Origin of the sequence: Ensifer sp. 22460, from assembly GCF_052044935.1 — a bacterium.
GTDB lineage: Bacteria > Pseudomonadota > Alphaproteobacteria > Rhizobiales > Rhizobiaceae > Ensifer.
Genome location: NZ_JBQENZ010000007.1, coordinates 45,809 through 65,920, shown reverse-complemented (window position 1 = coordinate 65,920; position 20,112 = coordinate 45,809). Strand labels below are relative to the sequence as shown.

Here is a 20,112-nt window from a genome sequence, read left to right as displayed (position 1 = left end):
CGATTTTTTTGCGAAGTCTGCACAGTCATGGAAACACGCCTATGGAGATCGATCTAGCTCAGCGGTTACGTTCAGGCGTTCACGCCGGCGCCCGTCGTCACAGCGCCGTGGCTCCGGTTGAGGGAGGAGAGGGGCGAATGGGGGGGTGCAAAGCTGTGCCTTCTCAGCTCTCCTTGAACAGGCGTTCGGCCGCGCTCTGAGTGTGGGCAAGCGATATTATCCGTTCTACCGTGGAAGACATCCGATGGACCTGATTGGAGATCTCCTCAATATCGCCAGCACTGACGATAAGCTCAATTATCCTGCGGACGGTCGCCTTCAAATCTGTGTATTCCGCGTCACACTCGTTGGGCGGGGTGAGCAAAAGATTATCCAGTGCGATCGAGAACAGAAGATACTCGATGTCCGAAAGGCTGAACTTCCCGATGGCGTCTGCGATACGGAAGCAAAATATGGAAGGATGCAGTTCGTCCTTTCCCGCCGCAGCCATCTGAATACTCGCGATGAGGAATTCTCGGTCCTCGCGCAGCAGGAATTTCTCTACCGCCTTCTGAAAGAGAGACCGAGCCCACATGAGGGCATCGAGTTGTTCGCGCTGCAAGGGCTTATGAACGTGATAGGTTTGCCTCGCGCCGCCGCGAATGAATCGTCGCTCCGCCAACCGGATTAGCGCCTCCCTCACGGGGACCGCACTGATATTTAGGGCCCGGGCAATCTCCGTTACGTCAATTCCCGACCCGGCAGCAAGTCCGCCGGTTAACACCAGTTGTCTGATATACGCTCTTGCGACTACGGACTTCGCTTCCATGTTCCATCTCCCACTGATTGGCAGGACCAAGATAAGAACAAACGATCCTTGATTCGTCTGATCCGGCGAGCGACAGCCCCGGCACGGCGTGGACCTGTATGCTTCCTCATCGGTGCCCGTTCGCGCACTCCGCGACCACGACTCAAGCGGCTCGAAAAGCCCGCCCAGTGTGACGTACACTAGGAACGTCGAAGCCTTCCCTGTGCGGCGTTGACCGCGCCATTTCTATCTGCATCATGCAGTGGATCAAGTTAGGTTATATCTGGATTGTAGATAGATGCCCGTTTCCCTGGAACAATTGCAAGCATTCGTTGCGGCCGGAGAGCACGGTTCATTCTCTGCCGCGGGCCGGGCTTTACGAAAAGCGCAGTCGGCCGTGAGCACCCAAGTCGCAAATCTTGAGGAGGATCTTGGTCTCGACCTGTTCGACCGGTCGGGACGGAATCCTTCACTTACAACGGCGGGGGAACGGCTCCTTCTTGAAGCCAAGGTGATCCTGGATCGTCGGGAACACCTGATCGGCGTCGCTAGCAGCTTCGAGGCCCATATCGAGACGCGCCTGGTCGCCGCCATCGATGAGCTCTACCCCGACCGGGAATTGGGGGCGCTTTTCGCGGAGTTTGCAGCTTGTTTCCCGCATGTTGAACTCGAGCTCCTATTTCCGATGATGGAGGACGTGAGCCGCCTCGTATTGGACGGAAAAGCCGACATTGGCATCTTGTGGCGCCAGGAGAAACTGCCTCCAGAACTTGGGTTCCAGACTCTTGGCTGGATTCCGCTGAAAATGGTGTGCTCAAAGGATCACCCGCTGGCGAACGCTCATGTGGACTGGGAGGAACTGAAGCGTCATCGGCAGATCATGGTTGCCGTACGGAGCGAGGGGCCGGAAAGACAGCGGTTGCGGACGGCCGCGGAAGTCTGGTGGGTCGAAAGTCAGTGGGTCATATTGCAGTTGGTCAGGCAAGGCATCGGTTGGGCGCTGGTTCCTGACCACGTCATCGCAAATTCACCGCATGCACCTTATCTCGTCACTCCGGAGCTCCAGTTCGGCGACGGCCAGTTTCCCGTCGCACTGGAAATGATCTGGCACAAACAACGAGCTTGCGGGCCAGCCGCGAAGTGGCTTCGCGAACGCTTCGCCGCCACGAAGATCGATGCCAATACGTGAAGGGAGTGATCATCGTGAACTGCGGCGAAATCCGACAGTTAATTCAGATGGTTAGTTGTTCATTTATCTTTTTGCGGCATTGCGATGCCGTCTCGCGGGCCGCCTCACAACTTTGACTATCGCCCATCTTCACTCACCGCCAATGGCGTAGCATGGCGAACTGCGCGAGTAGCGGTTAGTCAGAACGTGGGTTTCATGACGAATTCTTCGCTGGCTTGTCTAGCGGTGACCCTTCATCAAGTCTGGGCGTGGTAGCGGTCGTCGAGTGGACCGGAGTCGCCATGCGAACACCCTGCTAAAATTTGAGCACTTTGCGATGACACAGGAGTCCCTTCTCAGCTTCCTTCCAGGATGGCTTGACGGCGGCCTTGAGCGACGCGACATACGCTTCGAAGAGGTCCGCGACGGTCCCGGGGCGGGTGTCGCCGGCGATCTTTATGCTGCGCCCCTTTTGGATCATGTCGGCATAGTCGCGTTTGAACACTTCGCGCGCATGACTGAGGCTCATCGAGGGATAAGAGCCGAGCTTCTTCTTGAGGCGCTTTTGGTCCCGCCACTGCTGGGCCATCCAATCCGCAGTGACGCGGGTCGGCATTTGGTTTCATGACTAGGACGAGACGTCCCGTTCCATGACCCTCGCCATCAATGAGGCTTAGCTGCTTTCTTGTCTGCTCCACTTGTTTGAGAGCTCGGCGAAAGCCACTGGGCTCTCCCATGGGCTTTCTAGTGGGGTCACCAGACGGGTTGCTGGGGTCTGGGACTGGGGCCAAAAAAGGGCTTCGATCCCTCAAAAGCCGACCCCAATATGCCATGGTATCCGACTCTTCGACAAGCCAGAAAACCGTTATTATTCAGTGTGCTACAGCGTGATCGAACGTGATCGAAAAAGGCGAAGTGGGATGATTGTGCACGAGAATGATCGCGGTGGCGGAGAGTTCGAGTGCGCGTTTGACCACCTCGCGCGGATAGACAGGCGTGTGGTCGATCGTGCCGGTCTGCTGCACCTCGTCGGCGATCAACGTGTTGCGCTTGTGCCGATGCCGTTCACCTCCTGCAATAGCGCAATCGGTGCGCCGAAGACGCCAGCAAGCGTCCCGAAACGGCTGATGAGCGCCTTGGCGATCGGCTTGGTATCCTTGCGCGGGATCAGCCGGAACAAGAGCATTTCCAGGATCTCGTAGTCCGCCAGCGCCGCGTCGCCGTGCTCGCGGTAACGCTCGCGCAGCCGATCGCGATGGCCGTGATAATGCGCTTCGGGCGCCGGTGCCTTCTTGGCCGCCGGTCCGCCGTCCAACTGCAATTGCGGAAAAAAAGTCCTCTCGTCCGCCGATGGCGTTTCGTCGCCTTCAGGGGAGATCGGACGCTTCTTCATGCAGCGCCGACGTTGTTGAGGCCCGGCTTGAACAGGCCGGCCGGCGACAGCGTGAAGATCTCGCACCCCACGGCGGTCACGCCGACCGTGTGCTCGTACTGCGCCGAAAGCGACCGGTCACGGGTAACGGCGGTCCAGCCATCCGAGAGCACCTTCACATGCGGGCGGCCGAGATTGATCATCGGCTCGATGGTGAAGATCATGCCCTCCCGTAATTCGGGGCCCTCGTTGGCGCGGCCGTAGTGCAGGATGTTCGGCGCGTCGTGGAAAAGCTTGCCGACGCCGTGGCCGCAGAAATCGCGCACGACGGAGCAACGTTCCGCTTCGGCATAGGTTTGGATCGCCTCGCCGATGGCACCGGTGCGAGCACCCGGGCGTACGGCGGCAATGCCGCGCATCAGGCTTTCATGGGTGACATCGAGCAGCCGCTCGGCGGCGCGCTTGATCTCGCCGACCGGATACATGCGGCTCGAGTCGCCGTGCCAGCCATCGACGACATAGGTGACGTCGATATTGACGATGTCGCCCTCGCGCAGCGGCTTGTCGTTGGGGATGCCATGACAGACGACGTGATTGATCGAGGTACAGGAGGACTTGGTGTAGCCGCGGTAGTTCAGCGTCGCGGGCAGGGCGCCATTGTCCATGCCGAATTCGAAGACGAAGCGGTCGATCTCGTCGGTGGTGACGCCCGGCTGAACGCGCGAAACGAGTTCGTCGAGGCAGCGCGCCGTCACCTGGCAGGCCTTGCGCATGCCTTCAAAACCTTCCGGTCCGTAGAGCCGGATAACGCCGGTGTTTTTGTAGGGGGCAGACCCTGCCTCGATGTAAGTCACCATTCCAAAGCTTTCATTTGTTCCAAGTCGGATTTCATAGAGCAGCGAGGGCGCCTTCGTCCACTGCCATCAATCCGGTCGGACGGATTTGCGTTGGCGATACCTGACATTTGATCGCATAGGCCTCGACCCCACGCGCCATGGCGCGATCGAAGGCTTGCGCATAGGCCGGATCGAAATCGCGGCAGATTCTCAAATGGTCGCAGTCGCCGCGCTGTACAAGATAGATCATGACGGCGCGGTGACCGGCTGCGACCATGTCGCCGAGTTCGTCGAGATGTTTGGCGCCGCGCGCCGTCGGGCTATCCGGAAACTCCGCGAGACCGAGCGTGCGACTGAAATGCACATTCTTCACCTCGACATAGGCGAGGCCTCGATCGGGGTCGCTGAGCAGGATATCGATCCGCGAATTGCGGCCATATCTCTGTTCCCGCGCGAAGCCTTGATATGTATGCAGATCGGAAACGAGGCCCAGTCGAATGGCTTCTTCAGCGAGTCGGTTCGGCAAGCCGGTATTGATCCCGACCAGTGTGCCGTCGGCTTCGACGATTTCGAGCATGTGACGGTATTTCCGTGTCGGGCTGTCGTGTTCCGACATCCAGATGCGCGAGCCCGGCGTCGTCAGGCCTCGCATCGAGCCTGTGTTCGGGCAGGAGCCGGTCATGGCGGTACCGTCGGGCTGGATCGCATCGAAGAGAAAGCGCTTGTAGCGCTGCACGAGGGTTGCCTGTGCGAGCGGCGGGTCGAAGATCAAGACATGTCCTGCAACTGTTTCATGCCCGGGCGCGAACGTACGAGCCCGGCGCTTCCTCGAGCGAATTCAGCGGGCCGCCGGGCTTGCGGGCCGGAACGCGCCTCTTGTCGAGCTTCTCGATCCATTGGTGCCAATGCGGCCACCAGGATCCCGGCGTTTCCTTCGCTGCCTTGAACCAATCATCAAACTCGCCCTTGGGCGCGCCTCCGGTCCAGAACTGATACTTGCCCTTGTCCGGCGGGTTGACGACACCGGCAATGTGGCCCGAGCCGGAAAGCACGTAGGTGACCTTGCCGCCAAAGGAAGAGCTGCCCAGGAAAACCGACCGCGGCGGGGCGATGTGGTCTTCCTTGGTGGCGAGATTGTAGATCGGGATTTTCACGTCGCCGAGCGACACCTGCCGGCCCGCAAGCATCATCTCGCCCTTCGAGAGTTTGTTCTCGAGGTAGCAATTGCGCAGATAGAAGGAGTGGTTGGCGGCCGGCATCCTTGTCGAATCGGAATTCCAGTAGAGCAGGTCGAAGGGCAGGGGATCCTGCCCCTTGAGGTAGTTGTTGACGAAGTAAGGCCAGATCAGCTCGGAGGCGCGTAGCATGTTGAAGGCGGTCGCCATCTTCGAGCCGTCGAGATAGCCCGTCACGCTCATGTTCTGTTCGATCTGGCGAATCTGCTCCTCGTCGACGAAGACCTTGAGGTCGCCCGCATGGGTGAAATCGACTTGCGTGGTAAAGAGGGTCGCGGAGCGAATGCGATCGTCGCCTTCGGCGGCATGCAGCGCGAGGGTCGCCGCAAGCAAGGTGCCGCCGACGCAATAGCCGATGGCATCGACTTCGCGCTCGCCGGTCGCCTGCTCGACGACATCGAGCGCAAAGCCGATGCCTTCGCGCGCATAGGCTTCCCAGTCCTTGGTTGCGTGTCGTTCATCCGGGTTCACCCAGGAGATGACGAACACCGTGTGCCCTTGGTCGACGGCCCATTTGATAAAGGATTTCTGCGGGTTGAGATCGAGAACGTAGAACTTGTTGATCCACGGCGGGCAGATCAGCAACGGCCGCTTCAACACCGTCTCCGTCGTTGCTTCATACTGCAGCACCTGGCAGACGTCGCTTTGGGCGATGACCTTGCCTGGCGTGATCGCGATATTCTCGCCGATCGCGAACTTGCTGGTATCCGTCTGCCTCAGTTTGAGGTCGCCGCGGCCGGCGGCGACGTCCTCGGCGAACATCTGCATGCCCTTGACGAGGTTGGCGCCGTTCGATGCGACGGTTTCGCGATAGAGTTGCGGATTGGTGGTGACGAAGTTCGTGGGCGAGAGGGCGCTCGAAACCTGGCGGACGTAGAAAGCGGCCTTGTGCTTGGTGTGATCGTCGAGCCCTTCGGCGTCCTCGACCATGCGCTCGGCCCAATCCGACGTGACGAAATAGGCCTGCCGGATGAAATCGAAGAACGGGTTCTTCACCCAATCCTCGTCGGTAAAGCGCTTGTCAGTGCGCTGGAGAGCCGCAGGCTCCGGCATTCCGACGTCGCCGGACATGCGATGGAGCGTCCGCGACCAGATCTCGAAGAAGCTGCCCATCAGGTGCGTCTGCGCTTCAAGCGTGCGCCGGGGATCGGAAAGCCAGTACTCGGAGACCTTGGAGAGCGTTTTCACCATGTCGGTGACGGGTTCGGAGAAGACGTCCGATTTCTGTCCCGATTCACGCGGCGCCAGCCAGGCGGAGGCCGCCTTGCCGAGTTGCTCCATGGCGCGGGCGAGGTTGACGGCGAGGCTTTCCGGGTCCTTGACGATATAAGGTTCGACGGATTTGGGGTCGAATCCCGTGAAACCGTCCTTGCCAGCGGTGCCTTCCGTTTTCCTCTCTGCTGTCACCCGGCGTCCTCCACAGCATCTTGTTTGTTTTGTATTTTTACATTCTGCCCGAAAATGATTACAAGGGCTAGCGCATCGTCGCGTGTCAAAACAGAGGTCGTCTTCAGTATGCTTGCCGTCGGAAAACAGCGTTCCATCACCTGGCTTGCCGGGATCGTTCTGCTAGGCACGCTTGCAGGCTGCAACAGTCAGACGACCAACTTCGAGAACTATCCTTCGGTCTATGGCCAGAAGCCGGCCGCAACGACGCAGATGACCAATGAGGAGGCGGCCGACATGCAGGCGCGCCTGACGTCGCTTGGCGCTGCGCGCAAGTCCGGTGCGATCTCGGAAGCCGAATATCAGCGGCGTCTGAAGGAAATGCGTGCACTCGCCGAACAGCACGGTACCGACACGCTGAAAGAGATCCAGAATTAGCGCTTGCCTTTCCGGTGATTTGGACGCAAAGCGTTCAATGGCCGCATGGACGGCCGTTCACCACAGCGCACGGTTTCCCAAGGCTTGAGCCGCTGGCGGGAGCGTGCGCCAAATGAGGTTTGGAGATGGAAGAGTTTCACAAAGTCCGGCGTTTGCCGCCCTATGTTTTCGAACAGGTCAACCGTTTGAAAGCAAGCGCGCGAGCGGCCGGTGCTGACATCATCGACCTCGGCATGGGCAATCCGGATCTTCCCACTCCGCAGTCGATTGTCGACAAGCTCTGCGAGGCCGTTCAGGACCCGCGCACGCATCGTTATTCGTCGTCGAAGGGCATTCCCGGGCTGCGTCGTGCCCAGGCCGCCTATTACGCCCGTCGCTTCGGCGTCAAACTGAACCCGGATACGCAGGTCGTCGCCACCCTTGGCTCCAAGGAAGGCTTCGCCAACATGGCGCAGGCGATCACAGCGCCCGGCGACGTGATCCTGTGCCCCAACCCGACCTATCCGATCCATGCCTTCGGCTTCCTGATGGCGGGCGGCGTTATCCGTTCGAACTCGGTCGAACCCGACGAAACGTTCTTCGGGCCGCTGGAACGCGCCGTGCGGCACTCGATCCCGAAGCCGCTGGCGCTGATCCTCAACTATCCGTCGAACCCGACGGCGCAGGTGGCAACGCTCGACTTCTACAAGGACGTAATCGCGTTCGCGAAGAAGCACGACATTATCGTGCTTTCCGATCTCGCCTATTCGGAAATCTACTTCAACGACGCGCCGCCGCCGTCGGTCCTGGAAGTTCCGGGTGCGATCGACTGCACGGTCGAATTCACCTCGATGTCGAAGACATTTTCGATGCCCGGCTGGCGCATGGGCTTTGCCGTCGGCAACGAGCGGCTGATCGCGGCACTGACGCGGGTGAAGTCCTACCTCGACTATGGTGCGTTCACGCCGATCCAGGTTGCCGCCACACAGGCGCTCAACGGTGACGGCAGCGACATCGCCGAAGTCCGCAACATCTACAAGCGCCGTCGCGATGTGATGGTCGAAAGCTTCGGCAAGGCCGGTTTCGAAGTGCCGCCGCCGGCAGCGACCATGTTTGCCTGGGCGAAGATCCCGGAAAAGTTCCGTCATCTCGGTTCGCTCGAGTTCTCGAAGCTCCTGGTCGAGAAGGCTGATGTGGCAGTTGCTCCAGGCATCGGCTTTGGCGAGCAGGGCGACGACTACGTGCGTCTCGCTCTCGTCGAGAACGAACACCGCATTCGCCAGGCGGCGCGCAACATCAAGAAATTCCTGTCGACTGCCGACGAGACGATGCACAACGTCATCTCGCTCAACGCGCACAGGTGATTAAGACGGGAGGCGCGCTACGTGTGCGCCTCCTTCCACACCGGCACCGCAGTTCTCGCGGCTCGCCCTCTACATGTTAGGAAATGGCTATGGCAGATGCCCTCAAAATCGGCATTGCGGGCTTGGGTACCGTCGGTGCCTCGCTCGTGCGAATCCTCCAGGATCGTCACGAGATGCTTGCGACAACGTGCGGGCGGGCAATCGAGACCACGGCCGTAACCGCGCGCGACCGCAACAGGGATCGCGGCGTCGATCTTTCGAAGGCCACCTGGTTCGAAGATGCCGTTTCGCTGGCGCGGGACGCCGATATCGACGTCTTCGTCGAGCTGATGGGCGGCTCGGGCGATCCGGCCTATTCGGCCGTCAAGGCGGCGCTTGAGCGCGGCATTCATGTCGTGACCGCCAACAAGGCGCTGCTTGCTGCCCATGGCATCGAGCTCGCCAAGATCGCCGAGGAGAAGGGCGCGCTGCTCAATTACGAAGCGGCGGTTGCCGGCGGTATCCCGGTCATCAAGGCTCTGCGCGAGTCCATGACCGGCAACACGATCTCGCGCGTTTACGGGATCATGAACGGTACCTGCAACTACATTCTGACAAAGATGGAGAAGGAAGAGCTTTCCTTCGAAGCCTGCCTCAAGGAAGCGCAGCGCCTCGGCTATGCCGAAGCCGATCCCGCCTTCGACATCGAGGGCAACGACACGGCGCACAAGCTGTCGATCCTCACGAGCCTTGCCTTCGGAACAGCGATTGCGGCCGACGACATCTACCTCGAAGGCATCACCAACATCTCGATCGACGACATCCATGCGGCAGCCGATCTCGGTTACCGGATCAAGCTTCTGGGCGTCGCACAGCGCACCGACAGCGGCATCGAGCAGCGCGTCCACCCGACGATGGTGCCCTATGATTCCGTCATCGCGCAGGTCGACGGCGTGACCAATGCGGTCGCGATCGAATCCGACATTCTCGGCGAATTGCTGATGGTCGGCCCCGGTGCCGGCGGCAATGCAACCGCCTCGGCGGTTCTCGGCGATATCGCCGACATTGCGAAGAGCCGTCCCGGCGCCCAGCACGTTCCGGCCTTCGGCCGTCCGACCAATGCGCTGCTTCCCTACAAGCGCGCACAGATCCAGAGCCACGAGGGCGGCTATTTCATCCGCCTGAAGGTCGTCGACCGCACCGGCGTTTTCGCCAGCATCGCCACCCGCATGGCGGACAACGGCATCTCGCTGGAATCGATCATGCAGCATTCCAAGCAACTCATGGAAGGCGGCGAGCCGCAGACGATCATCCTGGTCACGCATGCGACCTCGGAGCATTCCGTTCGCGATGCCATCAAGGCGATCAAGGGCGAGGGCTATCTCGTCGGCGAACCGCAGGTCATCCGCATCGAACGCCCGAAGGCGAACTGAGGACCGCATAGCCCTCAGGCCGCAAGGCACGACGGTGCGTAGCGCTGGATTGCCACCGATAGAATGGAAGCCTCGCCGTGCAAGCATGCCGGCGAGGCTTTCCTATTTGGGTATTTCAGGCGGTCGGTGCCGAAAAGGGACCGCGGAACGTGGATCTCTGTGTATGCCGTTCCAAAAACGGTCACGATTTGCGGGGTTATGCGCTAAGAAACGTTAAGCGCAGGCGGGTGGACGAGCATGGAAGAATTGGTGGATCCGGTACAGCGGGCCTTTCTCGGCGTCGAGCAGTCGATCAGCGGTCAGCGCTGGGTGTCGCGGCTTGATCAGGCCGGCCAGAACCGGGCGCTCGCCATCAGCCAGGTCCACGGCTATTCCGATCTGCTCGGTCGCGTGCTTGCCGGCCGCGGTGTCGTGCTTGACGACGCGGCGAGCTTCCTCGATCCGACGCTGCGGTCGCTGATGCCGGATCCCGACACGCTCACTGATTGCCGCAAGGCCGCCGATCGCCTGGCAGTGGCCATCAAGCGGCGTGAAAAGGTCGTGGCCTTCGGCGATTACGACGTCGACGGTGCCGCCTCGTCCGCACTGATGGCGCGCTTCCTCCGTCATTTCGGCATCGATGCGGAGATCTATATTCCCGATCGGATATTCGAGGGCTACGGGCCGAATCCTGCGGCCATCGAACAACTGATCGACAACGGCGCCGAACTTATCGTGACCGTCGACTGCGGCTCGACGAGCCATGAAGCGCTCGCGGTGGCGGCGAAACGCGGCATCGATGTGGTCGTCATCGACCACCACCAGGTTGGCTCAGCGCTGCCTGCCTGTCATGCGCTCGTCAATCCCAACCGGGAGGACGATCTTTCCGGACAAGGACATCTCTGCGCCGCCGGCGTCGTCTATCTCGTTCTCGTCAACACGCTGCGCGTTCTGCGCAATGCCGGCGATGGCCGTGTTGCATCCTTCGATCTGCTGGCCCAGCTCGATCTGGTGGCACTGGCGACCGTCTGCGATGTCGTGCCGCTCAAGGGGCTGAATCGGGCCTATGTCGTCAAGGGACTGATTGCCGCGCGGCACATGGGAAATGTCGGGCTCGCGACGCTGCTGAGGAAGGCGGCGATCGGCGGTCCGGTCACGCCCTATCACCTGGGGTTTCTGGTGGGGCCAAGAATCAATGCCGGTGGCCGCATCGGCGACGCTGCGCTCGGCAGTCGCCTTCTGGCGATGGACGATGCCGGAGCGGCGGAAAAGATCGCGGCACAGCTTGATGAACTCAACCGCGAACGCCAGGCCATGGAAGCCGCCATGCTGGCCGAGGCCGAGGCCGAGGTTCTTGCGGAGTACGGCACGGGCGAGGGCGCCTCGGTAATCGTTACGGCGCGCGAAAACTGGCACCCCGGCATCGTCGGGCTGCTCGCCGCCCGCATCAAGGAAAAATTCCGCCGGCCGACCTTTGCCATCGCCTTCGATCCGAATGGGCGCGGCACTGGCTCTGGCCGTTCGATCAATGGCTTTGACATGGGCAAGATGGTCCGGGCGGCCGTCGATGGGGCCCTGCTGGTCAAAGGCGGCGGTCACGCGATGGCCGCCGGCCTCACGGTGGAGCGTGCGAAGCTCGGCAAACTCCGGCAATTCTTCGAGGAGCGTGCGGAGGCGGCGGTGCGTGATCTCGTCGCCATCCAGACGCTCAAGGTTGATGGCGCGCTCGCCGCCTCCGGCGCGACGCTGGAGCTTATCGATCTCCTGGAACAGGCCGGCCCCTATGGCTCGGCGCACCCGCAACCGGTCTTTGCCTTCCCGCAGCATCGGCTGCGCGATAGCCGACAGGTGGGCGCCAACCACATCAAGGTGACGCTGGAGGGCCAGGACGGCAGCCGGCTCGACGGGATTGCGTTCCGGGCAACGGAGACGCCACTCGGCGATTTTCTGCTCGCGAGCCGCGGCACGTCTATTCATGTGGCAGGTTCGGTCTCGGCGGACCTTTGGCAAGGCCAGCGCCGCGTGCAGCTACGCGTCACGGATGCCGCGAGGGCCCTGTAACCTCGCCGAACAGGAATCGCTCTGATTTGAGTGCCGGCTGGTGATCTTGCGAGCAGGGATTGGCACGCCCAACGGGACTCGAACCCGTGTTGCCGCCGTGAGAGGGCGGCGTCCTAACCACTAGACGATGGGCGCCTATGCTTCTGACTCATGAACTTGCAACGCAGTCTTGCGGCCGTGAGCAAATTCATCTGCGGATATTATGCTTTTTCAGCGCAAACGACGACATAAATCCAACTGCATCGCTCCGGCGACAAGGTCGCGAGATTCGATCGAAAGTGAGCCGCAAGCGCAAGTTTACTGCGTAGCTATATTGGAAATGTGGGGGAGAAATTCAACACAGTGGCACGCCCTAGGGGAGTCGAACCCCTCTTCCCAGAATGAAAATCTGGTGTCCTAACCGATAGACGAAGGGCGCACTCGCTGTGTGGGCGCCTTATAGCCAGCGACTCTGGATACCGCAAGCGTCAATCTCAGGTTTTTTGTGCTTTTCCTGTTAAAAAACGGCGAGAAAAATTCGGCGCCTGAAGGCCGGAATCGGAGAGGTGTCCGAGGCAGGAAATCGCCGTTTCAGACGAGGAGAATATCGATTTTCATGGGGAGGAGATCATCACAGTGGCACGCCCTAGGGGAGTCGAACCCCTCTTCCCAGAATGAAAATCTGGTGTCCTAACCGATAGACGAAGGGCGCACTTGCTGTGTGGGCGCCTTATAGCCAGCGACTCTGGATACCGCAAGCGCCAATCTCAGGATTTTTGTGCTTTTCCTGTTAAAAACAACGAGAAAATTCCGCTGAATAAACGACCGGATTGGAAGACGTCGGCGACGAGAAAGATCGCTGTGTCAGGCGGGAAAATCAGTGATTTATGTGGGGGAGGAAGCTCAACACAGTGGCACGCCCTAGGGGAGTCGAACCCCTCTTCCCAGAATGAAAATCTGGTGTCCTAACCGATAGACGAAGGGCGCACTCGCTGTGTGGGCGCCTTATAGCCAGCGGATTTGAGAACCGCAAGCGGCAATCTTCATATTTCTGTAAAAATTCCACAGTCGCGAGCCGAAGGGTAGATTCCTTGGAATAATCCATGGAAACAAGCGGTTGGCTTCAGCCCTTGCCGCGCCGGCAGCGCCAGTTCCAATCCCGCTGTGCGCCGATGTCGATATGGACCGACTCCGTATGGCAATAGGTGCCGACGCCGCCGCGGCCGGGAACGCTGCGCAGGAATTCGGCAAGATCCCACTTGCTGACGCCCTGGACTTGGATGTCTGCAGCCTCGCAGCGGGTATGCAGCGACTGCTTGGCGCGGTTGACCTTGATCGGCCTGAGGCCGGAGGTGACCATGACCTGCTTGCCGTAATGCGTTTCCACCTTCTTCAGCATCTGCATGAGTTCAGGCTTGAAGCAGCCGGCATCAACCTTCTCGGTCTGCAGGATCAGTCCGCTCGGGGCCAGCCGTGCCAGGCCCGAAAGAGATGCGACCTGAACCGGCGCGCCGTCGTCGTCGTCGCCGAGATGTTCCTCGTGCTCGAAATTATAGAGCGAAGTCAGTTTGACGCCCGGGAGCGTATAGGCGAGGGAGGCCGTCTGCGGCTGGCTCGCGTTGCTGGTGGTAATCGTCTTTTTTTCCGCCGGTTGCACAGCGCGCAGTGCTTCCTGCTGCTTCTCCTTGCGCTTCCCGGCAAAGAGCGTTGCGAGTGTCCAGGTTTTCGGCGCTTCCTTGTCGCCGTCGCTTTCCTTTGCCTCCGCGGTCGCCTGCATCGGTTCCGCGATCGCCACTTCAGCCGCGGCTGGCGCAACCTCTGCATTGGCCACGGCCTGAGGTGCAGCCGATTTTTCGCCGCCGGCGGCCGCTTCGGCGCTGAGCGGTACGGGGACGGCCGCGGGAAGGGCGTCCGCCGCCGGAGCGGGAGCGTAGGCTGCGACCGCCGTGTCTGCCGGCTGAGCGGTGGCCTCGTTCGCGGCACCCTGTTGCGGCGTCATGATGGGCTGAGGCTGTCGCTGGGTGCCGCTGAACAAACTGTTAGTAGTTGCGTTCATGGCGGGCTGGCCCGCCGGCAGCGGCACAGTTCCATTGGCCTGCGGCTGGGTATTCGGCATGCCCTGCGTCGCCGCTGCCTGTCCGTAGATGCTGGAAGAAGCGGCACGCAGGCCTGTGTTCTGCATCGTCAGGGACTGGGCTTGCCCGGAATCCTGCGTCGTTGCGGTCTGTTGCGCCTGTGGATCGCTGCCGAGCGCGGCCACCTGCGCATCCCGGACCGTGCCTTGCTCGGCCGATTCGGCCGCCTGGGTCGCTGTCTGTCCCTCAAGGCCCAACCCGGCGGTGACGTCGTTGTCGGCAACGGCCGACACGCAACCGCTGAGGGCCAGGAGTGAAACGGATAAAGCTGCCGCCCGCGCAATGGCAGCGAGCACTGCGCCCTTCGTATCCGGATGTTGCAACGTCCTATCCCCGCTCTCCGTGCATGATCGGCGAATTCGCCTTGTCATGCATTAAGTCTCAGTTCCGAAACATCGCTCAGAACAAACAAACTCATGTTTCTCGCGGCGGTCCGAAAGAACGCCACGGGAAAAGATCAGGCCAAGTACAAAGGGGGTCGCCGCCACGAGACATCGCGGATAGGACCCGGCATCAACGTTTCGCGCGAAAAAATACTCAACGACACGCGATTTGTAAACCGGCGCTAACCTTGAGCCCGCATGTTGCACACATGCAAAGGCCCGGATCGACCGGGCCTTGGATCATTCATAGCTGCTGCTGATCGGCGACTCGGCCATGCCAGCCGGTATGACCGGCCGCATAGGGGCATCCTCGCCAGTCAGAATTGCGCGGGGCTTACCATGCACCGGTATTGGCCATCGAAGCCCAGGGCTCCTGCGCCGGACGGTTCTCGCCCTTCTGCAGGATTTCGATCGAAATGCCATCTGGGGAACGTACGAAGGCCATATGGCCATCGCGCGGCGGGCGGTTGATGGTCACGCCATTGTCCATCAGGTGCTGGCAGAAGCCGTAGATATCGTCGACCTCATAGGCGAGGTGACCGAAATTGCGCCCGCCGGTGTAATCTTCCGTATGCCAGTTGTAGGTGAGTTCGAGGCAGGGCGAGAGTTCTCCGCGTGCGCGATCGATGTCGCCTGGAGCGGCGAGGAAAACGAGCGTGAAGCGGCCCTTCTCGTTCTCGTAACGGCGGATTTCGGTCAGGCCGAAAAGCGTGCAGTAGAAGTTCAAGGCCTCGTCCAAATTCTTGACGCGAACCATCGTGTGCAGATAGCGCATTGCAATGTCCCTGTTTTGCAGAAGATGGCGTATACTGAGCCGCCAGCAAGCCAGAGGCAAGGCTGCGTCCGCATATTAGATCTCGGCCAAAATATGCCGAGGGTCTTGCGTATCCGCGGCGGGACGATGTTATTCTGGTCAATAAGAATCAGTTAACCGTATCGGTAGTCGCGCGTAAACGAGGGGCTGGGAGAGAATGGCGGATAGGACATCTTCAAAAGACGTCATGCATGGTGACGACTTTGGCAGTGACGCTCTCGACCTCATCGAAATCACGGGCGTGATCAAATGGTTCGACGTCGCCAAGGGCTTCGGGTTCATCGTGCCTGACAACGGCATGCAGGACGTGCTGGTCCACGTGACCTGTCTGAGGCGCGACGGTTACCAGACGGTTCTCGAGGGCGCGCGCGTCGTGGCTCTCATCCAGAAGCGCGATCGCGGCTACCAGGCGTTCCGCATCCTGTCGATGGATCAGTCGACCGCCGTGCATCCGTCTCAGCTTCCGCCGGTGCGCACCCATGTGCAGGTGACGCCGACCAGCGGCCTCGAACGGGTCCTGGTCAAGTGGTTCAACCGCACCAAGGGCTTCGGCTTCCTGACGCGCGGCGAGGGGACCGAGGACATCTTCGTCCATATGGAGACCCTGCGGCGCTTCGGCCTCACGGAGCTTCGTCCCGGACAGGTTGTCCTTGTGCGCTTCGGCGATGGCGAAAAGGGCCTGATGGCGGCCGAAATCCATCCGGACGGCCCGTCGCCGACGAGCCGGTCGCACTGATGCTCGCGGCACGAGATCTTTCCGGAAAAAGCGCCCTGGTGGCGCTTTTTTTGTTGTTCGTCTTTACCGCTGCCGCGTTGGCCGAGGTGGAGTTCACGAAGGACAAGATGCGGATTGTGACCGCCGACAGGAAGGTGCACGAACTGACAGTCGAACTTGCGGTCGATCCCGACCAGCGCGAGCAGGGGCTGATGTTCCGCCGGTCGATGGCGCCCGATCACGGCATGTTGTTCGATTTCGGCGAAACACGCCGCGTGATGATGTGGATGAAGAACACCTATCTTCCGCTCGACATGCTGTTCATCGACAACAAGGGCGTCGTGCGGACGATCCGCCAGGACGCCGTCCCATTTTCCGAAGCGATCATTGATTCCGGCGAGCCGGTCGCCTTCGTTCTCGAGCTCAATGCCGGTACCGTCAAGCGGCTCGATGTTCGGGCCGGAGATCGTCTTGAAGGCGCTCGAATCCCGGGGCGATGATCCCCGGGGGAGATGCTCACAAATCGACAGCTGGTATCCGTTGGCCTTGTAGTTTGGGGATCAGCGCCTAAATCACCTGTACCGAGACGAATCGATCCTTTCGATGATGACTGCAAAGCCTTTTGGGCAGACTTCAACTTAATAAGTTGCTAATGTTCTGCCGAAGACGACAGGAGGCATCTGTGATGGTCCGGAGTGTGCTTGTTGCGATCGTGGCGGCCGCTGCGTTCACGCAAAACATGATGGCGGCAGACCTGACGCCGGCGCTGGAGCCGGCGCCGGTTGTGGAAACGCCGCCCGTTTTCGTATGGACCGGCGGGTATGTCGGTCTTCAGGGCGGGGGCGGCTGGCTGAATGGCGATTTCAGCGCGCCCGGCGGCAGCGGTTCAGAAGATTTCAATGGCGGCTTGCTCGGTGCCTTTGCCGGGTTCAACTATCAGCAGGGTGATTGGGTCTACGGCATCGAGGGCGACGTCAACTACAACTGGAATGACAAGAGCTTCGATGTTGGCGGAACCTCCGCCGAAGTCGGCACCGATGTCTCCGGCGCGATACGCGGACGTGTCGGCTATGTGCTGAATGACAAAGCGCTGCTTTACGGGGCAGGTGGCTGGGCGGTCACCCGCGGCTTCGTCGACGTGCCCGGAGCGTCGAAGGAGAAAGAGACCTTCAACGGTTGGACGATCGGCGCCGGTGTGGATTATTCGTTCACCGACAACGTCTTCGGCCGCGCCGAGTATCGCTACAACGACTATGGCGACAAGGACATCGGCGGCGTCAACGTCGATCTCGATCAGCAGCAGTTCACCATCGGCGTCGGTGTAAAATTCTGACCTATATGGCCTAGATGAAGGAAGCGCCGGCGTGTCACTGGCGCTTCCTTGATTCGTTCATGCAGGCTGCAATATTCCCCCCGCGCGATCGGCGATTTCGCCTCGATCGCCTTCGTCCGAAAGATCGAGAGCCACGCGCAGACCGTCGCGGATGGGCCGTTGCAACGCCTTGCGTGAGCCGGACAGCAGCGTAAGCCGTCCTGCTTCCTCAAGCCGGACGAGCCTGTTGCGCGACAGGCCGAGTTCCGCCGACAGCAGGCGATCCGCCCGCATACTGACTGCCAACGGCACCTCAAGGACGATCTCAAGATGGGTACAGACGTCCCGCGGTGGAGCGACGACGCGCCTTGTCACATGGCAATCGGCGAATTCTTCGATCCTGTCGGTGCTTCGGCGAAGACCCTCGACGTCGAACGAGACCCGGCGAATCCAGCCCGGGTCGTTATTCTGAAGCGCGTCGAGCGTATCGGGCGCGATGTCGCGGACATACTGCCGCTCGAAGATCGGGCGATTCCAGGTGTCGTCACAGTCGGCGCAGCGATAGATCAGCCAGGCATCCAGCCGCCGGCCGTTGGCGTTCAGCCGCGTCTTGCCGCTGCATTCGAATGGGCGCGCGCCGCGGCAGCGGCTGCAGGCGAGCCAGGGGCGCGGCGCGGCTTGTGGTTCAATGGTCCACAGGACCGTCAATGTGTGAGACATGTCGTCTGGTTCTTCCAATAGGAAGTCCATCGAGACGACGGTTTGAGTACCCGTTCCGGGGACGCGGTCTGGCAGCGTTTGTAGGTGATGGTTCCGCCTGGTGGTGTTGCACCGGGCTTGAGATCGGCAATGCCATTCCGGTCTCGAACCGTCACCTCAACGAACGCGTGAAATATCACACCGATAGCGTCGGGCGCTATCGGGCGTACGGGGTGAAACTAGCGAGACCGGATTTTACAAAGGCAAAGCGAAACTCCAGGCGAGACAGCGCGATTGTGGCTGCTAGCCTGTTCTATACCTCGACGTGTGCCGCGCAAAGTGCGGAGTGTTCACGCCCACGCGCCATGGTGGCTTTTTGCTCGGAATAGGTGAAATTTGGCCACAGGCAATTTCGCTCAGTAGGAGTAGTATGAGGCATTACACCTCCAATCTGGAGCGGCCTCTGCATTAGGACGGCCGCTTCTTTTTTGGACGGCGTAGCCGTTCCTCCTCAGCCGACGCGGCCGAAACTCAGCTCCATTGACAATGAAGCAGGTGCAGTCGCTGCGGAAAATGACGTGACGCGGTTGCGACCGCTGCGCTTGGCCTCGTAGAGCGCCGCGTCTGCCCTGTTGAACAGGTCCTCCCACGAACCTTCGTCGCCGCCGGCTGCGAGGCCCATGCTGACACTGAGCGCTATGCGTTGCTCGTTGCCGATCACCACGAGTTCTTCGACGGCGCGACGCAGGCGCTCGGCGATGACAAGCGCCTGCGCTTCGCTGGTCTGCGGCAGGTAGAGGCCGAACTCTTCCCCGCCAAGGCGGGCGAAGCAATCGCCCTTTCTGAGGTTCTTCCTCATCAGATCGGCAAAGGCGATCAGCGCCTGGTCGCCGGCTTGGTGGCCATAGCGATCGTTGATGCGCTTGAAGAAGTCCAGATCCATGACGATGAGGCAGTCGCCATGCCAGTTTGATCCAGGCAGTTGCGTGAGAAACCAGCGTCGGTTGCGCGCGCCGGTCAAGGCATCGGTGTCGGCCGAACACCTGAGCTCGGCTTCGGCCCTCTCCTTGACGAGGACTAGCGCGAAAAGGGCGATCGCGAAGTGGCAGATGATCGAGAGGAAGAAGGCGTAGGTGGTGGTGATCGGTATGATGCCCGGCTTCACAAGACCGATCACCACGGCAAGGCAGAGGCTGGCGCCGATGGCCATGGCCGCCGCAAACAGCGCGCGTACCGGCAGCGGCTCCCTGTTGCGATCGGAGATGACGGCAAGGGCGGCGGCCGCCAGAAAAGCAAAGGCGGTGGCATTGAAGACACTGGCGCGGACGTAGTTGACCACATGGAAATGCGTGGCCAGACCGATTGCTGCGCCCGCGGCCGGTATCGAAAGTGCCAGCCAGTCCGCCTTGCGTCGCCGGCCAGCGCTCAAGCGGCGCACACCGATCCAGAACAGCGCATAACCGCCGATCCCGAGCGTGAAGCTCGAAAGCGTCCACAGATAGGCCGGCAGCAGCTGTTGTTCGCCGTAGCCGGCGAGCGTCGACGCAAGAGCCAGGAAGAAGAAGCCGCTCGCGAGAATTCCGAGACCTTCATCCCGCGGCGATTGCCAGCGGGCATAAAGAAAGCAGAGCGCGCCGACGAGGAATGACGATTTGTGAAGCAGCAGAACGGTGGTGAGATCGAGTTCGGTGTTCATGGGATGATGCTCGGGCGGGCTTGGGAGGCTGGCGCGGTGCGGTTGTGCACCCTTGGCTCTAGCGGCAATGGATTTAGCGATTACTAAACTCGAATGATAAACACACACGTTTGTCCCATTTCGGGACATTTCTGCCAGCCGAGGGCAATGCGCGGGACGAATGCAGGTTTTATCAGTGTGGACGTCAACGAAATTACATGTTGCAGGCCAAGGGCGAAGCGTGTATCTCCGGCGCCGTTGGCACGGAGTGTAGCGCAGTCTGGTAGCGCATCTGGTTTGGGACCAGAGGGTCGGGAGTTCGAATCTCTCCACTCCGACCATCGTAACGCCGAAGGTGGCGTGCCTGATCTCCCTGCGTCTTT

The 20,112-nt window shown here is 60.6% G+C and carries 16 protein-coding genes, 5 tRNA genes and 2 pseudogenes; 9 read left to right on the top strand and 14 right to left on the bottom strand.

Annotation, left to right across the window (positions count from 1 at the left end; genetic code table 11):
- Nucleotides 1-163: 163 nt before the first annotated feature.
- The gene (locus tag ACTJKM_RS10630; protein ID WP_112995867.1) at nucleotides 164-808 is read right to left on the bottom strand and encodes a GntR family transcriptional regulator; all 645 of its coding nucleotides are present in this window, start codon (nucleotides 806-808) and stop codon (nucleotides 164-166) included.
- Between the two features lie 277 nt (nucleotides 809-1,085).
- On the opposite strand from ACTJKM_RS10630, the gene ACTJKM_RS10625 reads away from it, so the two are divergent.
- On the top strand, nucleotides 1,086-1,976 hold the full coding sequence (locus ACTJKM_RS10625; protein ID WP_058329918.1) for a LysR family transcriptional regulator: 891 nt from the start codon (nucleotides 1,086-1,088) through the stop codon (nucleotides 1,974-1,976).
- 325 nt (nucleotides 1,977-2,301) lie between these two features.
- Here the strand turns inward: ACTJKM_RS10625 and ACTJKM_RS10620 are convergent.
- The 5 genes and pseudogenes from ACTJKM_RS10620 to phaC all read right to left on the bottom strand — a co-directional run.
- Nucleotides 2,302-2,692 (bottom strand): annotated as a pseudogene (locus ACTJKM_RS10620) (site-specific integrase); the annotation flags it as partial.
- Between the two features lie 177 nt (nucleotides 2,693-2,869).
- Nucleotides 2,870-3,348 (bottom strand): annotated as a pseudogene (locus ACTJKM_RS10615) (JAB domain-containing protein); the annotation flags it as partial.
- Nucleotides 3,345-4,184: a type I methionyl aminopeptidase gene (gene map / locus ACTJKM_RS10610; protein WP_058329920.1), complete on the bottom strand. Its 840-nt coding sequence runs from the start codon at nucleotides 4,182-4,184 to the stop codon at nucleotides 3,345-3,347. The gene map and the pseudogene ACTJKM_RS10615, both read right to left, overlap by 4 nt.
- A gap of 31 nt (nucleotides 4,185-4,215) precedes the next feature.
- The gene (gene sfsA, locus ACTJKM_RS10605; RefSeq protein ID WP_058329921.1) at nucleotides 4,216-4,935 is read right to left on the bottom strand and encodes a DNA/RNA nuclease SfsA; all 720 of its coding nucleotides are present in this window, start codon (nucleotides 4,933-4,935) and stop codon (nucleotides 4,216-4,218) included.
- Nucleotides 4,936-4,954: 19 nt separating this feature from the next.
- Nucleotides 4,955-6,805, bottom strand: a complete 1,851-nt coding sequence (gene phaC, locus ACTJKM_RS10600; RefSeq protein WP_058329922.1) for a poly(3-hydroxyalkanoate) polymerase subunit PhaC — start codon at nucleotides 6,803-6,805, stop codon at nucleotides 4,955-4,957.
- 108 nt (nucleotides 6,806-6,913) lie between these two features.
- Between phaC and ACTJKM_RS10595 the strand changes: the two genes are divergently transcribed.
- The 4 genes from ACTJKM_RS10595 (at nucleotide 6,914) to recJ (ending at nucleotide 12,017) form a co-directional block, all read left to right on the top strand.
- Nucleotides 6,914-7,222 (top strand): hypothetical protein, encoded by a 309-nt coding sequence (locus tag ACTJKM_RS10595; protein ID WP_058329923.1) that lies wholly within the window; start codon nucleotides 6,914-6,916, stop codon nucleotides 7,220-7,222.
- 125 nt (nucleotides 7,223-7,347) lie between these two features.
- A complete protein-coding gene (locus ACTJKM_RS10590; RefSeq protein WP_058329924.1) occupies nucleotides 7,348-8,565 on the top strand; it encodes an LL-diaminopimelate aminotransferase in 1,218 nt (405 codons plus the stop codon).
- Between the two features lie 89 nt (nucleotides 8,566-8,654).
- Entirely contained in the window at nucleotides 8,655-9,977 is a 1,323-nt protein-coding gene (locus ACTJKM_RS10585; RefSeq protein ID WP_058329925.1) for a homoserine dehydrogenase, read from the top strand.
- 237 nt (nucleotides 9,978-10,214) lie between these two features.
- Nucleotides 10,215-12,017 carry a single-stranded-DNA-specific exonuclease RecJ gene (recJ, locus tag ACTJKM_RS10580; RefSeq protein WP_058329926.1) on the top strand — a complete coding sequence of 601 codons (1,803 nt, stop codon included), beginning with the start codon at nucleotides 10,215-10,217 and terminating at the stop codon, nucleotides 12,015-12,017.
- A gap of 60 nt (nucleotides 12,018-12,077) precedes the next feature.
- Here recJ and ACTJKM_RS10575 read toward each other — a convergent pair.
- The 6 genes from ACTJKM_RS10575 to ACTJKM_RS10550 form a co-directional block, all read right to left on the bottom strand.
- A tRNA-Glu gene (locus tag ACTJKM_RS10575) sits at nucleotides 12,078-12,152 on the bottom strand.
- Between the two features lie 208 nt (nucleotides 12,153-12,360).
- Nucleotides 12,361-12,435: transfer RNA gene (locus ACTJKM_RS10570), tRNA-Glu, on the bottom strand.
- Nucleotides 12,436-12,633: 198 nt separating this feature from the next.
- Nucleotides 12,634-12,708, bottom strand: a tRNA-Glu gene (locus ACTJKM_RS10565).
- Between the two features lie 200 nt (nucleotides 12,709-12,908).
- Nucleotides 12,909-12,983 (bottom strand) — tRNA-Glu (locus ACTJKM_RS10560).
- 136 nt (nucleotides 12,984-13,119) lie between these two features.
- Nucleotides 13,120-14,454, bottom strand: coding sequence for a YcbK family protein (locus ACTJKM_RS10555; protein ID WP_058328144.1), 1,335 nt, complete (start codon nucleotides 14,452-14,454; stop codon nucleotides 13,120-13,122).
- Nucleotides 14,455-14,848: 394 nt separating this feature from the next.
- A complete protein-coding gene (locus ACTJKM_RS10550) occupies nucleotides 14,849-15,289 on the bottom strand; it encodes a VOC family protein (RefSeq protein WP_440660316.1) in 441 nt (146 codons plus the stop codon).
- A 196-nt stretch (nucleotides 15,290-15,485) separates the two neighbouring features.
- On the opposite strand from ACTJKM_RS10550, the gene ACTJKM_RS10545 reads away from it, so the two are divergent.
- From ACTJKM_RS10545 to ACTJKM_RS10535, 3 genes are all read left to right on the top strand, one after another.
- Complete coding sequence (locus ACTJKM_RS10545; protein WP_043623636.1) at nucleotides 15,486-16,064, top strand: cold-shock protein; 579 nt, start codon at nucleotides 15,486-15,488, stop codon at nucleotides 16,062-16,064.
- Nucleotides 16,064-16,543, top strand: coding sequence for a DUF192 domain-containing protein (locus ACTJKM_RS10540; protein ID WP_058328145.1), 480 nt, complete (start codon nucleotides 16,064-16,066; stop codon nucleotides 16,541-16,543). Before ACTJKM_RS10545 ends, ACTJKM_RS10540 begins: the two co-directional genes overlap by 1 nt.
- A 185-nt stretch (nucleotides 16,544-16,728) precedes the next feature.
- Nucleotides 16,729-17,376, top strand: a complete 648-nt coding sequence (locus ACTJKM_RS10535) for an outer membrane protein (RefSeq protein WP_058328146.1) — start codon at nucleotides 16,729-16,731, stop codon at nucleotides 17,374-17,376.
- Between the two features lie 57 nt (nucleotides 17,377-17,433).
- Here the strand turns inward: ACTJKM_RS10535 and ACTJKM_RS10530 are convergent, their stop codons facing one another.
- The gene (locus ACTJKM_RS10530) at nucleotides 17,434-18,075 is read right to left on the bottom strand and encodes a DUF1062 domain-containing protein (RefSeq protein ID WP_058328147.1); all 642 of its coding nucleotides are present in this window, start codon (nucleotides 18,073-18,075) and stop codon (nucleotides 17,434-17,436) included.
- A gap of 490 nt (nucleotides 18,076-18,565) precedes the next feature.
- Complete coding sequence (locus ACTJKM_RS10525) at nucleotides 18,566-19,750, bottom strand: GGDEF domain-containing protein (RefSeq protein WP_063893376.1); 1,185 nt, start codon at nucleotides 19,748-19,750, stop codon at nucleotides 18,566-18,568.
- Nucleotides 19,751-19,993: 243 nt separating this feature from the next.
- Here ACTJKM_RS10525 and ACTJKM_RS10520 point away from each other — a divergent pair.
- Nucleotides 19,994-20,070 (top strand) — tRNA-Pro (locus ACTJKM_RS10520).
- Nucleotides 20,071-20,112: the final 42 nt, after the last annotated feature.